This window comes from Arthrobacter globiformis (assembly GCF_030815865.1).
Taxonomy (GTDB): Bacteria; Actinomycetota; Actinomycetes; order Actinomycetales; family Micrococcaceae; genus Arthrobacter; species Arthrobacter globiformis_B.
This window is the reverse complement of the sequence record NZ_JAUSXI010000001.1, coordinates 2921130-2939933: the sequence shown is the minus strand read 5'-3', so window position 1 is coordinate 2939933 and position 18804 is coordinate 2921130. Positions and strand designations below refer to the sequence as shown.

Sequence of the window (18804 nt, the reverse complement as noted above, 5' to 3'; positions counted from 1 at the left end):
CGGGGCCGCCCTCGCTTCCCGCCAGATCACCGACCCCCCCGAAGGCGAAAAGTTCAAGGGAATGACTCACTTCGGCCCGCTGCCCGGCGGCCCGGCGAGCACCGTGGGGACGTACTCGAGCAGCTGGAGCCGGCCGTCGAAGGTCCTGCTGTCCACCATTTCGAGCGAGACGTCCGGATAGCCGTCGTAGATTCGCTCCCGGCCGGTGCGGCCCGTGATGACCGGGAAAACGACCAGTCTGAACCGGTCCACGAGGCCGGCGGTCAGCAGTGACCGGCAGAGGCTAAGGCTCCCGAGGGTACTCAAGGGCCCGGTCCCGGTCCGTTTCATCTCCTTCACGGCCTCGACGGCGTCGCCCGTGACCAGCTCCGAGTTCGGCCAGGTCAGGGGTGCCTGCAGGGTGGAGGAGAAGACCATCTTGGGAACGGCGTCAAGGCCGGTCAGGGCGGCTCCCTCATCCTTGGAGAATCCGGAGCGATCAGCCGATGCTTCCTCAGACATGCTGGACATCACCCGGTAGGTGTTCGCCCCCAGGAGGAAGGTGTAGCCCTTCTCCCCCTCCTGCTCGAGCCACGCCAGGTATTCCGGCCCCTCCAGACCCCACCAGCCGGGCCATCCCTCGGCGGAGGCATACCCATCGAGGGAGATGATGAGGTCGACCATCAGGCTCGCCGATGACGTTTCTGCACTTGTTTCGCCCATGGCCGTCTCCTCCGTCTGATCGACGTCAGGAGCCGCTGGGACGCTGCGCCGTCGATGCCCGTGCCGGCAATGCTATCCACGGAGCGATCAGCCGTTCAAGGCCTCCCCATCACCGGTCGTCGTGGCTAACGTTCCGGGTCCCGCGGGTCCTTCGCCGGGCGACGGGCGCGGAGCTCTGGAAACTGCTGCTGGAAGGTGCCAGTGTGAAGCAGTGGGGTGAACCGTCCGGCAGTCAAGCAACGGAGGATGTCATGAATCTCGACGAACTAGTCTTCCACCCCTGGGCTGTCCAGGGGCCGCGCGAGGTGCCTACGTTGGTCGGCGGCTCCGGGAGCCACGTCGTCGACGTGAACGGACGGCGCTACCTGGACTTCAGCTCGCAGCTGGTGTTCACCAACCTCGGCCACCAACATCCGCGCATTGTTGCCGCCATCAAGGAGCAAGCTGACCGCTTGTGCACGCTCGCACCCGGCCACGCCTCAGATGTACGGGGCGAAGCGGCCCGGCTGATCATAGAAGTCGCGCCGGAGCACCTCGGGCAGGTGCTGTTTACCACCGGCGGAACGGAAGCGATTGAGCACGCGGTGCGGATGGCACGTCTCCACACGGGACGGCCCAAGGTGCTCGCCGCCTACCGCTCCTATCATGGCTCCACCACGACATCGATCCATCTCACGGGTGACCCGCGCCGCTGGGCCTCGGACACGGGCGCGGCGGGCGCCGTCCACTTCTTTGGTCCTTTCCTGTACCGATCGGCCTTCGGCTCAAGGACGCCGGAGGAAGAGTGCGAGCGGGCGCTGGCCCATCTCGAGCAGGTGATCCTCCTGGAAGGCCCGTCGACGATCGCCGGCCTGGTCCTCGAATCAGTCACCGGCAGTTCGGGTGTCATCGTGCCGCCACCCGGCTACCTGCGAGGGGTGCGCGAGCTATGCGACCGCCACGGCATCGTCTACATCGCCGACGAGGTCATGGTCGGATTCTGCCGCACGGGGGCCTGGTTCGGCGTGGACCATGCTGGTGTGGCACCGGACCTGATGGCATTCGCGAAGGGCGTTAACTCCGGATACGTTCCGCTGGGCGGCGTACTGATCAGCGACGCAATCTACGAGACGTTCACCAAACGCCCATACCCGGCGGGCATGACGTACAGCGGCCATCCCCTCGCCTGCGCGGCAGCCGTCGGCGCCATCAACGCAATGCATGAGGAGCACATCGCCGCGGCAGCTGCCCGCCTCGGCACCGACGTCCTCGGGCCGCGACTCAGGGGGCTCGCCGAGAGGCACCCATCGGTCGGGGACGTGCGCGGCATTGGCGGCCTCTGGAGCCTTGAGCTGGTCCGCGACCGAGAGACAAAGCAGCCGCTCGTGCCCCCGGGAGCCACGGCTTCCGAGAGCGCGCCGATGGTCTCCGTCGCCAAGGCGTGCCTGGAACGGGGGCTTTTGCCCCTGGTCCAGGGCAACCGCGTCCACGTCGCTCCACCCCTCAACGTGAACGACTCCGATGCTTCCGCCGGCCTGGCCATCCTGGACGAGGCACTGTCTGCAGCCGACGAGTACCTGAACTAAACCAGCACGCGGTAAGTCACGTGAGTGACCAGGGTCGCTGCCCGTGACTTCACCTGCTCGAGCTTCAGCGGCGGGACGCCCTCGAATAGCCGTGTGCCGGCGCCGAAAGTGAGCGGCGCAATGTGCACGCGCAGCTCGTCGATCAGGCCGGCGGCTAGGTACTGGTTGATGGTTGTCGCGCCGCCCCCGATTGCCACGTCGCCGTCGCCGGCCGCCGTGCGTGCCTGGGCCAGCGCCGACTCGATGCCGTCGGTGACGAAGTGGAACGTGGTGCCGCCGTCCATCGGCTGCGGTTCGCGGGCGTGGTGCGTGAGCACGAAGACCGGGCCGTGGTAGGGCGGACTGTCGCCCCACCACCCGTTCCACTGCCGGTCCCACTCACCACGCACCGGGCCGAACATATTGCGCCCCATGATGAAGGCCTTGGCGGCAATGATCTGGTCGATCTCCGCCCGGTTCTCGTCGGGAGTTTTGAACATCCAGGCGTGCAGCCCGTCGCCGAAGCCGTCGCCGCCGTCGTCGCCGAACGGGCGCTGCTCGGTCTGGTTGAGCCCGGCCGAGTATCCGTCTGCCGTGACCGTGATGTCGCAGACCACTCGCCCCCTGTGTTCAGTCATTGCTCTGCCCTCCACATGGCGACCTCCATCATGTCGCGGTGAGCTTGCTTGCAAGCATCAGCATAGACAGCCTCGGCACAGCGTCCAACGGCAAGATGCACCGATCATCTTGCCGGCCCAGCTTGACGGGACGACGAGCGCCTTGACCGACCATCCACGTCGGTCCACTATTGCCAATACGCACCCACGCAAGTGTTGGCCAGAGCTTCTGCCCTGCGCCCGGACGGCGCAGCCCGCGGGCCCAACGTTCTACCGCCTGAGCAGATAGACGCTTGGCAATTGGCGGCCTGCCTGACCAGGGATGCCGGCCAAGTGACCGGCACAAAGGGGAGGCTCCACTACATAACTGAAGTCGGGGGCGACAAGCATTACGGAGTTTTCCGCTGGGACAACCCTGGTGCGCTTTCCCTGCACGACAACGAGGCGTGGGCTGTATCTGGCACGTTGGACTTCGAGAACGCGAAACTTGTGCCACCTGGCCTCCTACCCTGGAATCGGACGTCATCAAGGTAATGGCCTTTATCTCCTCAGGCAAAAGATTGGCTGAACGTCGCCTCATTCCTTCTTACTGTGCCATCCGTGGCTAGGCTCTCCCTGAATTTCGTACTCGTACACGTCGAGGGCTTTCCTGAGACTCCGAAGCCAGCTTCGAGCTGCGGGTAGAACGGTACGAGGTTCTCGTAGGTCGTCGGCCAGTCGTCACCGAGACCATCAAGGGGCTCGACCCGAAAGGCCGCCGGAGCGTTGCGCTGCCACTGGGACGCATAGACCACTGTGCTGCCACCGGCGCCGTTCCACACGGGCTGTCGCCTCGACATGAGAAGACCCTCACAGGCTTCTCATGGCAGTCTCAGGTCCTCAAGTCACCATGGAAGGTGTCGAAGGCGATGAATCCAGCGGGACCTTCTTCCGGCCCGGACATCGGAATAGTCGGGACAGTCGGGAAATAAAAATGCTAAAAGCTCTTGAGAAAACCAGCCCACAGGCCGAGCCGGTCGCATCATCCTTCCTTTTCGATCAGGTTGCGGCGCTGCTCTGTTACGACCCCAGCGTGCGATCCGGTCAACAGGACGCCTCAAATGCCATGAGTGCCGCCGCCGGGCGGGTCTGGTCAACACTCGGGGACCGGAAGCTCTTCAACAGGACCGAATCGGACAGGCTTCGTGCAGAACTAACATGGCTTGCCGAAGCCCTGGGGCCACTCAGCAAGTCGGCACTTGTCCGCGAACAGACCCCACGGAACCTCCACGACCGCGGCACGGCACAGGGATCCGCTTATGAAGCGGCTTACGACACGGCGCTCGCAGCCCTCGAATCCGACCGGTACTTCCGGCTGGTCGCAGACCTCCAGCAGTTCTGTTCCGCTCCCCCGCTTCGGCAGCCACGGCGCTGGCACCTCTACATGGGATGACCTTACGTCCGGCAAAGCACCTGATTGCGCAGACGAGGACGTATGATTTTTCCCCGGTGGGTTTCTCCTTCCCGGAACGGCCCGGAGCAGGGCCGGCCCGAGGGAAGGAAAAAGTGATGAGCAAATGACCGCCACGCATCCACCGAGCAAAATGGCGGGCCGCGGCGATGTCCTGCTCCGCATCGGACGCTGGCTCGGTGACGAGTCCGGGGACCGCACCCGGCCGGTTATCCTGGCGGTCGTACTGGTTCTGGCAGCCCTTGGCCTGATCGAGGTTGCCTCCGCGTCGTCCGTGGAATCGGTGGCGGCCGGAAAGAACCCGTACGATCTTCCGCTCAAGCAGGCCATGTGGACGGCAGCCGGGATAGCTATCATGTTCGGCCTGGCCCGTCTCCGGACCCGGCACATCCGCTGGCTTGCCTGGCCGCTCTTGGGGGCCGCCGTCGTATCCCTCGGCCTGGTGTTCACACCCTTGGGCATGACGGTGAACGGCAACCGGAACTGGCTGGGCTTCGGCGGATTCACCGTCCAGCCTTCCGAGTTCGCCAAACTCGCGCTCATCATTTGGGCGGCGGCCGTCCTGTCCCGCAAGCAGGCTCTCCTTCACGAGTGGAGGCACGCAGTCGTCCCGTTGCTCGTGCCGGCCGGCGTCATCATCATCGGGTTTGTCGTTCTCGGCCATGACCTGGGCACGGCCATGATCATCATGATGATCCTCGCCGCGACGATGTTTTACGGCGGGGTGCGGATGAAAGTCTTCGGTGTCGCCGGAATTTTCGGCACGATGGTAGCCCTCGTCCTGGCTGCCACCAGCGGCAACCGCGTCGGGCGAATCTCGTCCTGGCTCGGTGCTGGTTCCGCGGACGATTCCCAGGGGGTCGGCTACCAGGCGCTGCACGGCCAGTACGCCCTGGCCTCGGGTGGCTGGTTCGGGGTGGGCCTAGGGCAGAGCCGGCAGAAATGGAACTGGATCCCCGAAGCCCACAACGACTTCATCTTCACAATCCTCGGCGAAGAACTCGGCCTGGCCGGAACTCTCCTGGTGCTCGTGCTGTTTACGGTCCTCGGCATCGCTGTATTCAAGGTCATTGCCCGCACCCAAGACACGTTCGCCCGCATTGTCTCCTCCAGCGTCATCACCTGGATCATCGGCCAGGCCGTCGTGAACATCGCCATGGTCACCGGCTTGCTCCCGGTCATCGGCGTGCCCTTGCCGTTCATCTCCTATGGCGGCTCAGCGATGGTTTCTTCCCTGGCCGGCATCGGCATGATCCTGGCAGTCACCCGCCCTCAGCCTGTTCAACCCGCTCGACCCAAGAAGTCGCAGCAAGCAGTACACCGGAGTCGAGTACGGTCCTAGTCAGGTGAAGATGCCGCGTTGGCCTTGGCGGCCGCGTCGGGGGTCGTGCTCTTAACGTCTACGGCGGGCATCGCGACAACGGCAACAACGCTGAGTACTGCACAGACCAGTACAGCGAGGAATACGGCGCTCGACGCCGACACGATTGTCTGCGGATCGCTAGCGCCGCCGGGGGCACCGGCGTAGATCGCGTTGGCAACTGCCCCGAAGACGGCGACGCCGATGGAGCTGCCGATCGATCGTGCAAAAAGATTCGTACCGGTGACTACACCGCGCTCGTTCCACTCAACGCTTGACTGGGCGGCAATGAGGCTCGGGGTCGCTACCAGCCCCAGTCCAAGTCCGACGACGAAACAACCTGCCGCTGTCACCAAAATGTTGGGTGCGGCGGCAGTAAGAGCCAGAACGGCTGTCCCAATGACCGTGACCGTGACGCCGATCAGGGCGGTCCGCCGGAACCCGATCCGCAGATAGAAGCGGCCCGCTTGGGACGCGCTGATCGGCCAGCCGATGGTCAATGCCGCCAAGGCGAGTCCCGCGAAAATCGGGGAGGTCGAGAGAGCTCCTTCGAGGAACGTGGGAACGTAGGAGGTGAGGCCAAGCATGACTGCGCCGACGCCGAACGAGATCATCGCCGTCGTCGCCAGCAGCCGCCGGGACACGACCCACGGAGGCAGGACCGGCTCCGCTGCCTTCCTCTCGACGAGCAGGAACGCGGCGAACAAGAGAGCTCCGACGGCGAAGACGGCGATGCTGATGGAAGAGTTCCAGGCCCACGCCTGGCCGCCCTCGAGGGCGCCAAGGATGAGCAGGCTAAGGGAAATTGTCAGCAGCGCCGCCCCCAAATAGTCCACGCGGTGCTTCGCACGCTCGACATTCTCGTGAAACGTTCGGATCAACATCCACCCTGCCAAGAGGCAAAGGGGAATGTTCACGAGGAAGATCCCACGCCAGATGCCGAGTGAGGCGAAGACGCCCCCGAGCGTAGGGCCAACGACGGAGGACACCGCCCACACGCTGGCAAGGTAGCCCTGCACCTTTGCCCGCTCGGTCAGCGTGTAGATATCGCCGGCGATGGTGATAGCCACCGGCTGGACTGCTCCAGCGCCCAGGCCCTGCAGCACACGGAACGCGATGAGGGCCGGCATGCTCCAGGCCACTCCGCAGAGGATCGAACCGAGCAGGAAAAGTCCGATACCGCTGAGGATGATCGGCTTACGGCCGACGACGTCCGAGAGTTTCGCGTAGACGGGCACCGAGACCGCCTGCGCCAACAGATAGGCCGAAAAGAGCCACGGAAAGGACGTGAAGCCGCCGACGTCAGCCACGATCGACGTCACAGCCGTTGCAACGATCGTCGAATCGATCGCCACCAGGCCCGTCGAGAGCATCAGGGCAATAAGGATCGGTCCCCGCCGGGAACGGAAGCCCACTCCCTCGGCAGTCGTCGTCGTCATGTAATCTCTTTCCCGTTGTCATCAAAGCGAGGTGCGTGCGCGCATCCCGGTTCCGGCCCCAGACGCATAACTGTGCCAAGCGCCGAATTAGTCCCGGTAAGGGCCTTTAGGAAAACTTCGGCAAAACCTGTTCAAATCTGGCCCGCGGCCTGACCGATTCTTGAGCCCAGCCGGGCATTGTCGTTCATGGCAGAGCCAATGCACGGGGCGAACGAAGGGCAGGGCGGCCATGAACGCCAAGACTGTACTCACCAGTCAGCACACCGACAGCCACTGGAGCGCCGATGACGTCAGGGAAAAGCTTGGACGGGAGCTGGAATCCGATCCGGCCCTGGCCGAATTCCTTGCCGCTGCCCCTAACATGGCACGCGCCCTCAAAGCCGTCCTGAACCTGGACCTTGGCGAACTGGCCGAGCGGCTGGTCCGGGCCGAGATTAGCGCTATTTTGCACTAACCGTGCCCTGTTGCAGCGTTGCCTGGCAGGGTATGTTGCACGAATGGACGATACATACCAGGTGATCGTGGTCGGCGGCGGATTTGCCGGCATGACAGCAGCTGAGCAGCTTGGGCGCAAAGGCATCCGGGTCCTCCTTATTGACGCGAACAATTACCACCAGTTCCAGCCCCTCCTCTACCAGGTTGCTGCTTCGCAGATCGGCGTGTCCGCAGTGGCCCGGCCGCTGCGGTCCGTGTTCCGCAGCAGCGAAAGTGTCCGGGTCCTCACTGCGGAGGTGACGGCGATTGATTCCGCCACCCGTACCGTCACCACAGTCGACGGATCCCGCTACCAGGCGAAGATCCTGGTAATTGCCGCGGGCGCAGTACCGAACTTCTTCGACACTCCCGGCGCCGAAGAACTCGCCTATCCCCTGTACTCAGTGGCCGACGCCACGCGCCTGAGCACTGCCCTCACTGCGGCCCTGGACCAGGCGGACCGTGCGAAGGCCGGCCGCGCAGAGGTGGTCGTAGTCGGCGGCGGCCCCACCGGCGTGGAGACAGCCGGCGCCCTCGCCGAGAACGTCAAGTACCTGGTGCCCAAGTATTTTTCGCCCGGGCTGGCAGCCCGGTGCCGCATCCATCTTGTGGATATGGTTCCGAACGTGCTCATGCCCTTCTCTGCCAAGTCGCAGGCGTACGCGCGGGACCGGCTGACAAAGCTTGGGGTTCAGCTGCACATGGGCCAGGGCGTTACCGAAGTCCGGCCCGACGGCGTGACGCTGGGGACGGGACTATCATTCCCGCGCAGATCGTCGTGTGGGCCGGGGGCCTGAAAGCCGGAAAAATCATCGCCGAATCCGGGCTGCCGCAGGGGAAAGGCGGACGCATCGACGTGCTGCCGGACCTGACCGTGCCCGGCACCGAAGGCGTCTATGTCCTGGGTGACTCCGCCAACATCACCGACGCCACCGGCGCCAAACTGCCCCAGCTCGGCTCTGTTGCTGAACAGTCCGGGAAATGGGCCGCCAAGAACATCCATGCTGACCTTACCGGCGGCACCCGGCAGCCTTTCGCCTATTGGGACAAGGGTTACATGGCCATGGTCGGCCGCGGCGCAGCAGTCGCCGAACTGGGCCGCAAACGCATCCAACTCCAAGGACCACTGGCGTTCCTATCCTGGCTCGGGGTTCACCTCGCCTTACTGCCCGGCACGCAGCAGAAGGTCCGCGCACTCTCCTCCTGGCTTACGGGGTACGTCACTCACAGCCCGTCACACGTTGTTGTCGGAAGGCCCGACTAGCCTCTTCCGCGGCCGTGACGGCGCCGCAGTTCTCGTGTCCGAGGACGAAGATGATCGCCGCTGCCAAACGGGAGTTCTTCCAGCACAGGTCTCTGGCGTCCTTGATGCGCATTTGTGCCATCCCCTGCTCGACGCTTTCCTGCCGTGTGGCGATAAACTGGGTTGATCATGATGGGTGCCAAGCTCCGTCTTCTGGCCTGGTTCGTCAGCCTAGCCACCCTCGTTTCGGCCTGCGCGCCCGCTGTCAGACTCGATGAGGCCGCCACCGAACGACCGGTCCAGACCTCCTCGGCCCCGCCAGCCGCACGCGATGACATCCCCGCTCCTCACCGGACCCAGTCCCCCACGCCGACCCCGAGGCCCAAGGCGTTCGCCCTCAACCTCTACCAGGAGGGGGACTTCGTTCCCCAGTACACCTTTGAATGGTGTGTGGCTGCGAGCATCCAGATCATGCACAACCTCATCGACGACAAGGGGGCCGGCATGTGGGCGGATCGCGTTCAGCAGCGCGAGCTGTGGGAGATGGCCCGGGCGCGGTCGTCCAACTCGTTCAACGGCGCCAACCCCTTGGGTTGGGCGAAGGTGCTGAACGAGGTCGGGATGGGGTCGTACGCCGTCGTCAGCATCGCCGACTATGAGGAAGCGCTGCAGACTGCGGCGCGCGCCATCGCAGATACGGACCGGCCGGTCGGGCTGGTCATGTGGCGCGGTCGCCACGTGTGGGTGATGAGCGGCTTCGCGTCACTCGGCGATCCCGACCAGTTCCCGGAGTTCTCGGTCACCGGCATCCGCGTCCAAGATCCGCTCTACCCGTACGGCGACGAGCGGTGGGGACCGTCCCCCGCGCCCAACACCCTGCTCACCCCCAAGCAGTTGGCGACGCAGTTCGTCGTCCGCGAGCCGCGACGCTGGAGCAGCGATCTGCCGGCCGGCTACATGCTGGTGCTACCGCTCGCCAAGGCCTGATCCAACCTTCGTGCTAGTCGCGAGTTCGTGCTCTTCCCGTCCGGGCCCTCCCCGCGGTTGGCTAGGCCACCGTTTGGGCGCGCCGGTAAGAGCCGGTGCCGGTTCGGATGCTGGTTCCTTCAAAGGTCAGCCGGTCCACGCTCGCGGCGAACAAGCGCGGGTCAGGGAAGGGTTTTGTCCAACCTGAAAAGGACTCGTTGGTTGCGATAGCCACGGATGCTTTCTCTACCCGCCCGGCCCGCGGTCCACGGGCGGGGGGTGTTGTTACTGTTGGCCGGCGTGTTCGACGGCGGTCAGGTGTTCGCGGTGAACACCGGTCATGCGCGGCTGGTAGTCCGGGTGCTTGCGCAGCCAAACCTTCACGTAGGGGCAGACGGGGACGACCGCGATTCCGGTCGCGAGGGTATCGTCCAGCGCCCCCTGGACGAGGCGGGCGGCGAGGCCCTGCCCGGCGTAGTCCTCGCTGACGGTGGTGTGGTAGAAAATCCGTTCAGGTCCTTTACTGCTTTCGTGGGGCAGGTAGTGGGCCTTGCCGATGACGGCGTCGCCGTCGAGGAGCTCGTAGCGGCGGCGCTCCGGCGTGTGCCGGACGGTGATGGTCGCTTGCATTTCCATGGTAGGTCTCCTGGGTGGGTTGTTGGTCAGCCGCGGGGGCGCAACTGGGCGTTGGGCAGGGCCGGGGCCGGCAGCGGCGCCGGATACCCTTCCGGGTAGGGCCCGAAGCGGGGATACGGGGCGCGGTCCTGGTAGGTGTTGCCGGCAGGAGGATCTGCCGGTTCGGCGCCAATCTCCGCCTGCCAGGCGGCACGGTAAGCGACCACCTCCTCGTGGGTGCGGCCGACGAAGTTCCACCACATCACGATCTGTTCACCCAGCGGCTCTCCACCGAGGATCAGCACGCGGGCCGGGGTCTGCCCGGCCTCCAGGACGACCCTGGACCGGCCGGTGCGCAGGTAATGGAGGTGGTCCACGGCCATGGAGGTGCCGTCGAGGGAAATGTCGCCGGTGTCGAGCAGGATTCCGTGTTCGAAGGCCGGGTCCAGGTCCAGTTCGAGCCGGGCACCGGCCCTGAGCACCGCCTCGGCACCCAGCAGCGGCGGTGTATAGGTGGCGACCGGCGAGGACGATCCGGCCAGGCAGCCCAGAAATACCCGCAGTTCGGTGCCGTCGCCGCGGACGGGTTTGGGGGCGTAGTGCTCGAAGGTTGGGGCCATGTTCCTGGCGGCGTCGGGCAGGGCGTACCAGAGCTGGGCCCCGTGCAGGATGCCGGTGTCAGGCGTGGAGAACTCCTGGTGCGAGATCCCCCGCCCGGCGATCATGAGGTTGACCTCTCCGGGGCGGACGATTGCCTCGTAACCGGCGGAGTCGCGGTGGGCGATCTTGCCGGTGAACAGCCAGCTCACTGTGGCCAGGCCGGTGTGGGGGTGGCGCGGGACCCGCATGCCCCCCGATTCCGGGACGAGGTCCGGGCCGTAGTGGTCCAGGAAGCACCAGGCGCCGATGAGGCTGCGCTGCTTCTGGGGAAGGGTGCGCCGCACGGGCATGGCGCGCGGGCCTCCGAGCGGAACTTCCCGCGGGGCCAGGAACTCAACCTCGTCCGTACCGGCGCCCTCGGTGCAGATGATCTCTTCGGGGACCGTCTCGAGGTTGCTCATGGCATGACCCCGGCCGGTGTCTGGGACGCGGCCTCTGTCCGGTCACCGGTGGTGCCGGCTGCGGTCCGGGGGCGGACTGGGTGGCCGCTGAGGATGGAGACACGGTTGAAGGCGTTCATCGCAATCGCACACCACTGCAGCGCCGAGTACTGCGCCTCGGTCAGCACTGCTCGGGCTGCGGCGAGTTCGGCGAAGGATTTCCCATCGTCGTGCAGGGCGGTGGCGGCCTCCCCGACAGCGAGGGCGGCGCGTTCGGTCTTGTCGAAGACGTCCGTCTCGCACCAGGCGGGCAGCACGGCCAGCTGCTGCGCGCTGACCCCGGCTTCCCGGGCGAGCCGGTCGTGGAGGTCCAGGCAGTACGCGCACCCGTTCAGCTGGGAAACCCGGACGTTGAGCAGTTCCACGACGGCCCGGCCCAGGCCCGCGGCTTCGGCCGCCGCGGCGACTTTCAGGGCCAGCCCGTTCAGGGCCCGCCAGCTGCCCGGATCCGATTTGTCCAGGAAAAACGCACCGGCCATGACACTCCTCAATTAGGGCACCGCTTCAATGGCGCCGCTTCAATGGCGCCGCTTCATTGGCTTCGCGCCGGTAACCGGCGCCACGGCCTGGTTCCGCCGGTCGCTGGTTCATGACCGGGCGGGACCAGGATGATCCTTTCAACAATGCACCTTGCGGTGCAACGGCCCTATCCGTGGCGGGCCAGCCAGTTCCGGGCGGCGTCCAGGTCGTTGGGTTCGATGCCGTGCCCGCCCGGGCGCTGTACCTGCTCCACTGTTGCTCCTTGGCGGTTGAGTTCGGCCATGAGCTTCGTAACACTGGCCAGCGGGGCCATCGGGTCCGTATCGCCATTGAGGGCAAGGATGCGGCTGCCCGGCAGGGCGGCTGCACCGGGGCGCTCCCCCAGCGGATACATGCCAGAGAAAGCGATGACCCGGTCCAGGACTTCGGGGTGCAGCATGGCCGTGGCGAGGGCGATGTTGGCGCCGTTGGAGAATCCCACCGCGACCACTTTCCGGTCGCCGAGGCTGTAGTGGTTCCGGGCGGCGTCGATGAAGCCGGCCAGTTCCCAGGAGCGGTCAATGACGTCATCGACGTCAAAGACTCCTTCAGCGTGCCGGCGGAACCAGCGCAGCATGCCGTGCTCCTGCACCCGGCCCCTGGGAGCGAGGACCCCTGCCTGCGGGTCCAGAGCGCCGGCAAGGGAGGCGATATCGTGTTCGTTGCTGCCGGTCCCGTGCAGCATGAGCAGCACGGGGGCACCCTTACGGCCGGGTGTGTAAAGGTGCGGCCAGGCCGTCACCTCGGCGTTGCCTGTGGTCATCTCCGGGTTTCCTAGCTTGCGGCCAGGGCGGGGTTGTTCTCGCCCGGGAGCTGGATGCGGGCCACTGAGCCCTCGATCGCTTCGCGAGAGGGTTCCATCCATGGCGGAAGCTTCAGGGAGCGGCCGAGTTCCAGCAGTGGTTCGTCGATGTCGAAGCCGGGGGTGTCCGTGGCGATTTCGAACAGGACTCCGCCGGGCTCGCGGAAGTAGATGGAGGTGAAGTACTGCCGGTCCAGGATCTCGGTCACGCCGTAGCCGCGTTCGGCCAGGTCCTGGCGCCAGAGATCCTGGGTGGCGGTGTCCGGTACCCGGAAGGCGATGTGGTGCACCGTGCCGCCGGCGACTAGTCCGGACGGCCCCTTCGGGTCGGCGACGACGTCGACGATGTTACCGGCGCCGCCAGCTCCGGCCTCGAGGCGGGTCCGGCCGGCGGTCTCGCCGGTGATGCGCAGGCCCAGGTCCTCGGTCAGTACGCGCAGGGTGCGTTCCGGGTCGGCGACGGTGAGCACAGAGGAGTGCTGGCCGCGGACCGCGTATTCGGCCGGAACCGAGGCGGAGTCCCACGGATTACGCGGGTCGGTGGTGGAGGAGGCCACCAGGTCCAGCCGCAGGCCGTCGGGGTCCCGGAGAGAGAGCCGCTCCTCGTCCGGGGAGACGCGGGCGATGGTGGAGTTCACGCCGAGGGCGTTGAAGTGGTTCTGCCACCAGCCCAGGGTCCCTGCGGGGACTGAGAACGCGGTGGTGGTGGACTGTCCGGAGCCGGTCCGGCCCGGTGCCACCTTCCCCCACGGGAAGAACGTCATCAGCGAACCGGGCCGCCCCGCCTCGTCACCGTAATACAGGTGGTACGCGGAAGGGGCATCGAAGTTGACGGTCTTCTTTACCAGCCGGAGCCCGAGGCCCTTGATGTAGAAGTCAATGTTGGCCTGCGGGTCCCCGGCGATCGCCGTGACGTGGTGCAGACCGGACGTGTGTGCGGTCACGATGTTTCCTCCGGGTCGGTTGGTGGGGTTCCGGCTTTTAGTTGTCGGAGAGCACGAAGGCGGCGTCTACGGCGATGGTGACCTTGTCGCCGACGAGGACGCCGCCGGCTTCCAGGGCGGCGTTCCAGGTGATGCCGAACTGCTTGCGGGAGATGACTGTCGTGGCCGAGAAGCCTGCACGGGTGGCGCCGAACGGGTCCACGGCAGCGCCGCCGAATTCGACGTCGAACTCCACCGGGAGGGTGGTGTCCTTGATGGTGAGTTCCCCGGCGAGCTTGAACTGCTCCGCCGAACCCCTGGCTCCGGCGGACCGGAAGGTCATCCGGGGGAACTGCTCGACGTCGAAGAAGTCCGGGCTCTTCACGTGTGCATCCCGGTTGTCGTCGTTGGAGTCGAAGGACGCGGTGTTGATGGTGGCGTTGACCGAGGACGAGTCCACGCCATCACCGATCACCAGGGTGGCGTCGGCCTCGGTGAACTGGCCGCGGACCTTGCTGATGCCGGCGTGGCGGACGACGAAGCCGATTTCGGTGTGGGCCAGGTCAAGGTTCCAAGTACCGGGGGTGAGTTCAACAGACATTTTTTCCTCCTAGAGATACGGCGGCGGGAAGGTCCCTGCCGATACATGCATATGCATCTATCTTGATCTACTTTTATTGAAGTGTCAACTGCGGCACTGCCAGAAGACGTCGGCGTGGATCCAGCGGGGGACGTATCCTCCAGCAATTAACTCCTGTCCCGTTCGAAAGCCCTGTTGAAATCAACCCTTCCCCTGTCGTGATGTGACATGTACCATTGCACATATCACGTGACACGGCCCACATCGACTGATGGCCTTATGGTCCCCACATGGAAGATCGCTATGACCCTTTCAGAAATTGCAGACGGCAAGCTCGCGCCCCGTACGGGCATCAAGTTAGACAACATCTCCAAGCGCTACGGCGACCACACCGTCCTCGACGACGTGTCCCTGCACGTCGAGCCGGGTACAGTCACAGCACTTATCGGCCCCTCGGGTGCCGGCAAGAGCACGTTCCTGAGGTGCATCAACCTCTTGGAGCGTCCCGATTCCGGCACCATCCAGGTTGCCGGCCACACGATCGAACCGGGCAAGTTGGTCAACAACAAGGACCTTGCCGCCCTGCGCAGCACCGTGGGCATGGTGTTCCAGTCCTTCAATCTTTTCCCCCACATGTCTGCCATGAAAAACATCAGCTTCCCGCAACAGAAAGTACTGGGGCGCACCAAGGACGAGGCCGACGCGCGCTCCATGGAGCTGCTGGAACGGGTCGGCCTCAAGGAGAAGGCGAACCAACACCCGGGAAGGTGCTCCGGCGGCCAGCAACAACGCATCGCCATCGCCCGCGCCCTGGCACTTGATCCGAGCATCATGCTGTTCGATGAGCCGACCTCCGCGTTGGACCCTGAAGTGGGGCTCGAGGTCCTCGCCGTCATGCGCGAACTGGCGGCCGATGGAATGACGATGATTGTGGTCACGCATGAGATGCAGTTCGCCCGGGACGTTTCCGACACGCTCGTGGTCATGGCCGATTGCAAGATCATCGAACAGGGTGACCCGGGCGCCATCATGAGCGACCCACAGGAGGCCCGGACCCGCCGCTTCTTGCGAGCTGTGCTGGAGCGCTGACATGGACGCCCTTTCAGCAGTACTCCAAGGCTTGCCCATGACCATCGTGCTGACCCTGTCGGCATTCGCCATCGGCGTAGTAGGCGCCGTCCCACTGGCCGTAGGCCTGTCGTCGTCGAACATGCTTATCCGGCTGGCGTCACGGCTCTTCGTCGACCTGGTCCGGGGTGTGCCGATCATCGTTTGGCTGTTCCTGCTCAAGTTCGGCATCCAGATCGGAACCTTTAAGTTCAACCCCGTTGCCGCAGCGATAGTCGGACTGGGTGTGGTTTCCACGGCCTATCTCGCCGAAATCTATCGGGGCGGACTCCAGGCAGTTCCGCGTGGACAGGGCGAAGCTGCCCACGCACTGGGCCTGACCCGCGGAACCACATTCTACGGCGTGATGGTTCCCCAGGCCTTCCGGATAGTATCGCCGTCCATCGCCACCTACCTGACCGGCCTGCTCAAAGACTCCTCGATCGCCTCCACGATCATCGTTGCCGAGATGGTCTTCCAGTCCCAGTCCTTCGCCCGGCAGCACCCCACCGTCGAGGGGATCCTGCCCTACATCCTGGTGGGCATTCTCTATATCGTGCTCAGCCTGCCGGTTGCGTACCTATCCCGCAGACTCGATTCCCGCATGAGGAAGGCTGTGTACGCATGACCTGGCTTACCGAATGGGCGGCATACCTGCCGCAGATGATGTCCGGCCTTGGCGTCAGCCTTCTGATCGCAGGAGTATCAATCGTCGCCGGCTACCCGCTGGGCCTGGTCCTCAGCGTCATGGTGAGCGCAAGGAACCTGGCCGTCCGCACCCTGGCGCTTGCCGTCGTCGAAATCGGCCGGGGGGCACCGGCCCTGGTGATCCTCTACCTCTTCTACTACGGCCTGCCGAAGTTCGGCATCGCCTTCGAAAGCATCACCGCCGCGTGCCTGGCGCTGATCTGGAACTCGGCCGCCTACTCGTCCGAGATCATGCGGGCCGGCATCCAGTCCGTGGGCCGCGGACAGCTCGAGGCTTCCAGCGCCTTGGGGCTCGCCCAGCGGCACACCTTCTGGCGAATCATCATGCCCCAAGGCATGCGTTCGGCAATTCCCGGGCTCATGGGTGTTGCCATTCAGATGTTCCAAGGAACGTCCCTGGCCTACGCCATCGCGGTCCCCGAGCTGATGAAGTCCGCCTACAACATCGGCAGCCAGGACTTCAATTACCTGCAGATCTTCGCCCTCGCTGGTCTTTGCTACGCCGCCATCTCAATGCCTGCCACCTGGATCACCGTCTTCTTCGAAAAACGCCTGGCCCGCCACGCCTGAACGTTTTCCCGCACCATCTTCAACGTCCCATCAGTCCCCCACCCAACCACCACGGGAGCAATCATGATCAACAATCGCATCAAGACAGCCGGACTCCTGACCGCGAGCGCACTCACACTGGGCCTCAGCCTCTCTGCCTGCGGAGGCGCCTCGGAGGCAGGCAATTCAGGGTGCACCCCCAAGCACGCCGACATCCAGACCGTCGCCCCGGGCAAGCTCACCATCGGAGTCATCGACATCCCGCCGTTCAGCAGCTACGGCTCTGGCACCCCGACAGGCATCGACATCCAGATCGTCAACAAGATCGCCAAGGATGAGTGCCTGACCCCGGCGTACCAGCAGGCCACCTATGCCGACGCCGTCCAGTCCATCTCGGGCGGAAACATCGACCTCGCCCTCGGCACGATCGACGCCACCGAGAAGCGGCTCAAGGCTGTTGATTTCTCCGCCTCCACATACTTGGACGGCATGGGCATCGTTTCCAAATCCGGAGCCACGACGGTGACCGACCTGGAGAAGATGAACAAGGTGGGCACCATTGACGGCTACCTGTGGGTGGAGGACCTCAAGAAGATCCTGGGCGACCGCCTGGTAACTTACCCCAGCAGCGTGGAGCTGAAGGCCGATTTCGACGCCGGCCGCCTCGATGCGGACGTCGACGCCTATGGCGTGCAGGTGCTCCAGTTCAAGGACGCCCAGGGTGTGACCGTGGCCCTTTCCAACGAAAAGCCGGATCCGCGCGTCGGCGCCATCAAGAATGCCCCCGAGGCTGCCTTCCCGATCACCAAGGGCAACACAAGCCTTAAGGAAGCGCTCGACGCCGGAATTGCCGCCCAGCGCGAAGACGGAACGATCGCGAAGCTACTGACCGACGCCGGCCTGTCCGAGGGGCTTGGCAAGGTCGCCGCCGAACAGTACGTGGTTCCGGCCAGCTAGCCCCCGTGCCCCCGATCCCATCGGAACCTCATCTGAGCAGAATCCATCACCAATTTTTTACCAACCTGTGCAATGTCACATGGTAAGTTTGGCCGTGAGGTACGTCACGGCCGCAGCACACGCGCCAAGCGTGCCAACCGAGAGGATCATCCATCATGACCGAAACCCGTAAGCCGTGGCACGGAGTGCTCGTCGCTACCTCCCTGCCGTTCAATGACGACTTGAGCGTGGACTACGACGCCTATGCCGAGCACGTCCGCTTCCTGGCAAACGCAGGCTGCCACGGCGTAGCCCCGAACGGTTCCCTGGGTGAGTACCAGACCCTGAGCGAAGAAGAACGCGCCCGGGTCATCACCACGGCTGTCGAAGCCGCCCCTGAAGGCTTCACCGTCATGGCCGGCGTGGGCGCATACGGCGGCCTGCAGACCCGCAAATGGTCGGAACAGGCCGCCGAAGCCGGCGCCGGCGCCCTGATGCTGCTCCCCCCGAACTCCTACCGGGCCACAGATGAAGAGGTGGTGGAGCACTACGGCCTCGCTGCCGACGTCGGGCTGCCCATCGTGGCGTACAACAACCCGATCGACACCAAGGTGGACCTGACCCCGCAGCTGATCGCCCGGCTGCACGGCGAAGGCCTGATTGTCGGCGTCAAGGAGTTCACCGGCGATGTCCGCCGCGCCTACGAGATCAAGGAACTCGCTCCCGAAGTGGACCTCCTGATCGGCACCGACGATACCGTCGTCGAAATGGGCCTGGCAGGTGCCGTGGGCTGGGTGGCGGGCTACCCGAACGCCATTCCGGAAGCCACCCTCGAGCTCTACCGGCTCTCCACCTCCGGCGATGTCGCAGACCTCGAGCGGGCCCGCGAAATCTACCGTGACCTGCACTCGCTGCTCCGCTGGGACAGCAAGACGGAGTTCGTCCAGGCCATCAAGCTGTCCATGGACGTCGTGGGCCTCCGCGGCGGCGCCTGCCGCCCGCCGCGCGGTCCGCTCACCCCGGCCGTGCGCGACGCCGTCATCCGTGACACCGAAGCAGCCCTGGCCAAGGGCTACAAATAACCAACCAGGTCACCGGTTCCGTAACTGCCCCTTGGGTCTCCAAAGGGGCAGTTACGGAGCAAGAGATGGAACAAAGAGGGAGTACTCC

Annotated in this window: 19 protein-coding genes and 2 pseudogenes; 11 read left to right on the top strand and 10 right to left on the bottom strand. The window is 65.0% G+C overall.

All coding sequences use genetic code 11. The features are described 5' to 3' along the window. Window positions 1-66: 66 nt before the first annotated feature. Window positions 67-702: a dihydrofolate reductase family protein gene (locus QFZ33_RS13540; protein WP_307028231.1), complete on the bottom strand. Its 636-nt coding sequence runs from the start codon at window positions 700-702 to the stop codon at window positions 67-69. 203 nt (window positions 703-905) lie between these two features. Here QFZ33_RS13540 and QFZ33_RS13535 point away from each other — a divergent pair, with 203 nt between their 5' ends. Next, window positions 906-2267: an aspartate aminotransferase family protein gene (locus tag QFZ33_RS13535; protein WP_307028229.1), complete on the top strand. Its 1362-nt coding sequence runs from the start codon at window positions 906-908 to the stop codon at window positions 2265-2267. Here the strand turns inward: QFZ33_RS13535 and QFZ33_RS13530 are convergent. After that, window positions 2264-2884 carry a dihydrofolate reductase family protein gene (locus QFZ33_RS13530; protein ID WP_307028227.1) on the bottom strand — a complete coding sequence of 207 codons (621 nt, stop codon included), beginning with the start codon at window positions 2882-2884 and terminating at the stop codon, window positions 2264-2266. The genes QFZ33_RS13535 and QFZ33_RS13530 overlap by 4 nt on opposite strands. Before the next feature lie 841 nt (window positions 2885-3725). Between QFZ33_RS13530 and QFZ33_RS13525 the strand changes: the two genes are divergently transcribed. Continuing rightward, a complete protein-coding gene (locus tag QFZ33_RS13525; RefSeq protein ID WP_307028225.1) occupies window positions 3726-4295 on the top strand; it encodes a CHAD domain-containing protein in 570 nt (189 codons plus the stop codon). Between the two features lie 124 nt (window positions 4296-4419). After that, window positions 4420-5655 carry a putative lipid II flippase FtsW gene (ftsW, locus tag QFZ33_RS13520; protein WP_307028223.1) on the top strand — a complete coding sequence of 412 codons (1236 nt, stop codon included), beginning with the start codon at window positions 4420-4422 and terminating at the stop codon, window positions 5653-5655. Here the strand turns inward: ftsW and QFZ33_RS13515 are convergent. After that, window positions 5652-7112: an MFS transporter gene (locus QFZ33_RS13515; RefSeq protein ID WP_307028221.1), complete on the bottom strand. Its 1461-nt coding sequence runs from the start codon at window positions 7110-7112 to the stop codon at window positions 5652-5654. The genes ftsW and QFZ33_RS13515 overlap by 4 nt on opposite strands. Before the next feature lie 229 nt (window positions 7113-7341). On the opposite strand from QFZ33_RS13515, the gene QFZ33_RS13510 reads away from it, so the two are divergent. The 3 genes and pseudogenes from QFZ33_RS13510 to QFZ33_RS13500 all read left to right on the top strand — a co-directional run bounded on the left by QFZ33_RS13510 (window position 7342) and on the right by QFZ33_RS13500 (window position 9816). Further along, a complete protein-coding gene (locus QFZ33_RS13510; protein ID WP_307028219.1) occupies window positions 7342-7566 on the top strand; it encodes a hypothetical protein in 225 nt (74 codons plus the stop codon). Window positions 7567-7609: 43 nt separating this feature from the next. Further along, window positions 7610-8850, top strand: a pseudogene (locus QFZ33_RS13505) (NAD(P)/FAD-dependent oxidoreductase). Window positions 8851-9018: 168 nt separating this feature from the next. Next, on the top strand, window positions 9019-9816 hold the full coding sequence (locus tag QFZ33_RS13500) for a hypothetical protein (protein ID WP_307028216.1): 798 nt from the start codon (window positions 9019-9021) through the stop codon (window positions 9814-9816). Window positions 9817-9877: 61 nt separating this feature from the next. On the opposite strand, the pseudogene QFZ33_RS13495 reads toward QFZ33_RS13500, so the two are convergent. The 7 genes and pseudogenes from QFZ33_RS13495 to QFZ33_RS13465 form a co-directional block, all read right to left on the bottom strand. After that, window positions 9878-10048 (bottom strand): annotated as a pseudogene (locus QFZ33_RS13495) (ATP-binding protein); the annotation flags it as partial. Window positions 10049-10080: 32 nt separating this feature from the next. After that, window positions 10081-10431 carry a GNAT family N-acetyltransferase gene (locus QFZ33_RS13490; RefSeq protein ID WP_307028213.1) on the bottom strand — a complete coding sequence of 117 codons (351 nt, stop codon included), beginning with the start codon at window positions 10429-10431 and terminating at the stop codon, window positions 10081-10083. Window positions 10432-10457: 26 nt separating this feature from the next. Beyond that, a complete protein-coding gene (locus QFZ33_RS13485) occupies window positions 10458-11471 on the bottom strand; it encodes a pirin family protein (RefSeq protein ID WP_307028211.1) in 1014 nt (337 codons plus the stop codon). After that, on the bottom strand, window positions 11468-11989 hold the full coding sequence (locus tag QFZ33_RS13480; RefSeq protein ID WP_307028208.1) for a carboxymuconolactone decarboxylase family protein: 522 nt from the start codon (window positions 11987-11989) through the stop codon (window positions 11468-11470). The genes QFZ33_RS13485 and QFZ33_RS13480 overlap by 4 nt, the downstream gene beginning before the upstream one ends. A gap of 167 nt (window positions 11990-12156) precedes the next feature. Then, complete coding sequence (locus QFZ33_RS13475; protein ID WP_307028206.1) at window positions 12157-12792, bottom strand: alpha/beta hydrolase; 636 nt, start codon at window positions 12790-12792, stop codon at window positions 12157-12159. 11 nt (window positions 12793-12803) lie between these two features. Next, a complete protein-coding gene (locus QFZ33_RS13470; RefSeq protein WP_307028205.1) occupies window positions 12804-13775 on the bottom strand; it encodes a ring-cleaving dioxygenase in 972 nt (323 codons plus the stop codon). A 37-nt stretch (window positions 13776-13812) separates the two neighbouring features. After that, window positions 13813-14355: a YceI family protein gene (locus QFZ33_RS13465; RefSeq protein ID WP_307028203.1), complete on the bottom strand. Its 543-nt coding sequence runs from the start codon at window positions 14353-14355 to the stop codon at window positions 13813-13815. Window positions 14356-14637: 282 nt separating this feature from the next. Here QFZ33_RS13465 and QFZ33_RS13460 point away from each other — a divergent pair, with 282 nt between their 5' ends. From QFZ33_RS13460 to QFZ33_RS13440, 5 genes are all read left to right on the top strand, one after another. Further along, complete coding sequence (locus QFZ33_RS13460; protein WP_307028201.1) at window positions 14638-15423, top strand: amino acid ABC transporter ATP-binding protein; 786 nt, start codon at window positions 14638-14640, stop codon at window positions 15421-15423. A gap of 1 nt (window position 15424) precedes the next feature. Beyond that, the gene (locus QFZ33_RS13455; RefSeq protein WP_307028199.1) at window positions 15425-16069 is read left to right on the top strand and encodes an amino acid ABC transporter permease; all 645 of its coding nucleotides are present in this window, start codon (window positions 15425-15427) and stop codon (window positions 16067-16069) included. Then, a complete protein-coding gene (locus tag QFZ33_RS13450) occupies window positions 16066-16719 on the top strand; it encodes an amino acid ABC transporter permease (RefSeq protein ID WP_307028197.1) in 654 nt (217 codons plus the stop codon). Before QFZ33_RS13455 ends, QFZ33_RS13450 begins: the two co-directional genes overlap by 4 nt. Before the next feature lie 63 nt (window positions 16720-16782). Beyond that, window positions 16783-17655, top strand: coding sequence for a substrate-binding periplasmic protein (locus QFZ33_RS13445; protein WP_307028195.1), 873 nt, complete (start codon window positions 16783-16785; stop codon window positions 17653-17655). Between the two features lie 155 nt (window positions 17656-17810). After that, window positions 17811-18716 carry a dihydrodipicolinate synthase family protein gene (locus QFZ33_RS13440; RefSeq protein WP_307028193.1) on the top strand — a complete coding sequence of 302 codons (906 nt, stop codon included), beginning with the start codon at window positions 17811-17813 and terminating at the stop codon, window positions 18714-18716. Window positions 18717-18804: the final 88 nt, after the last annotated feature.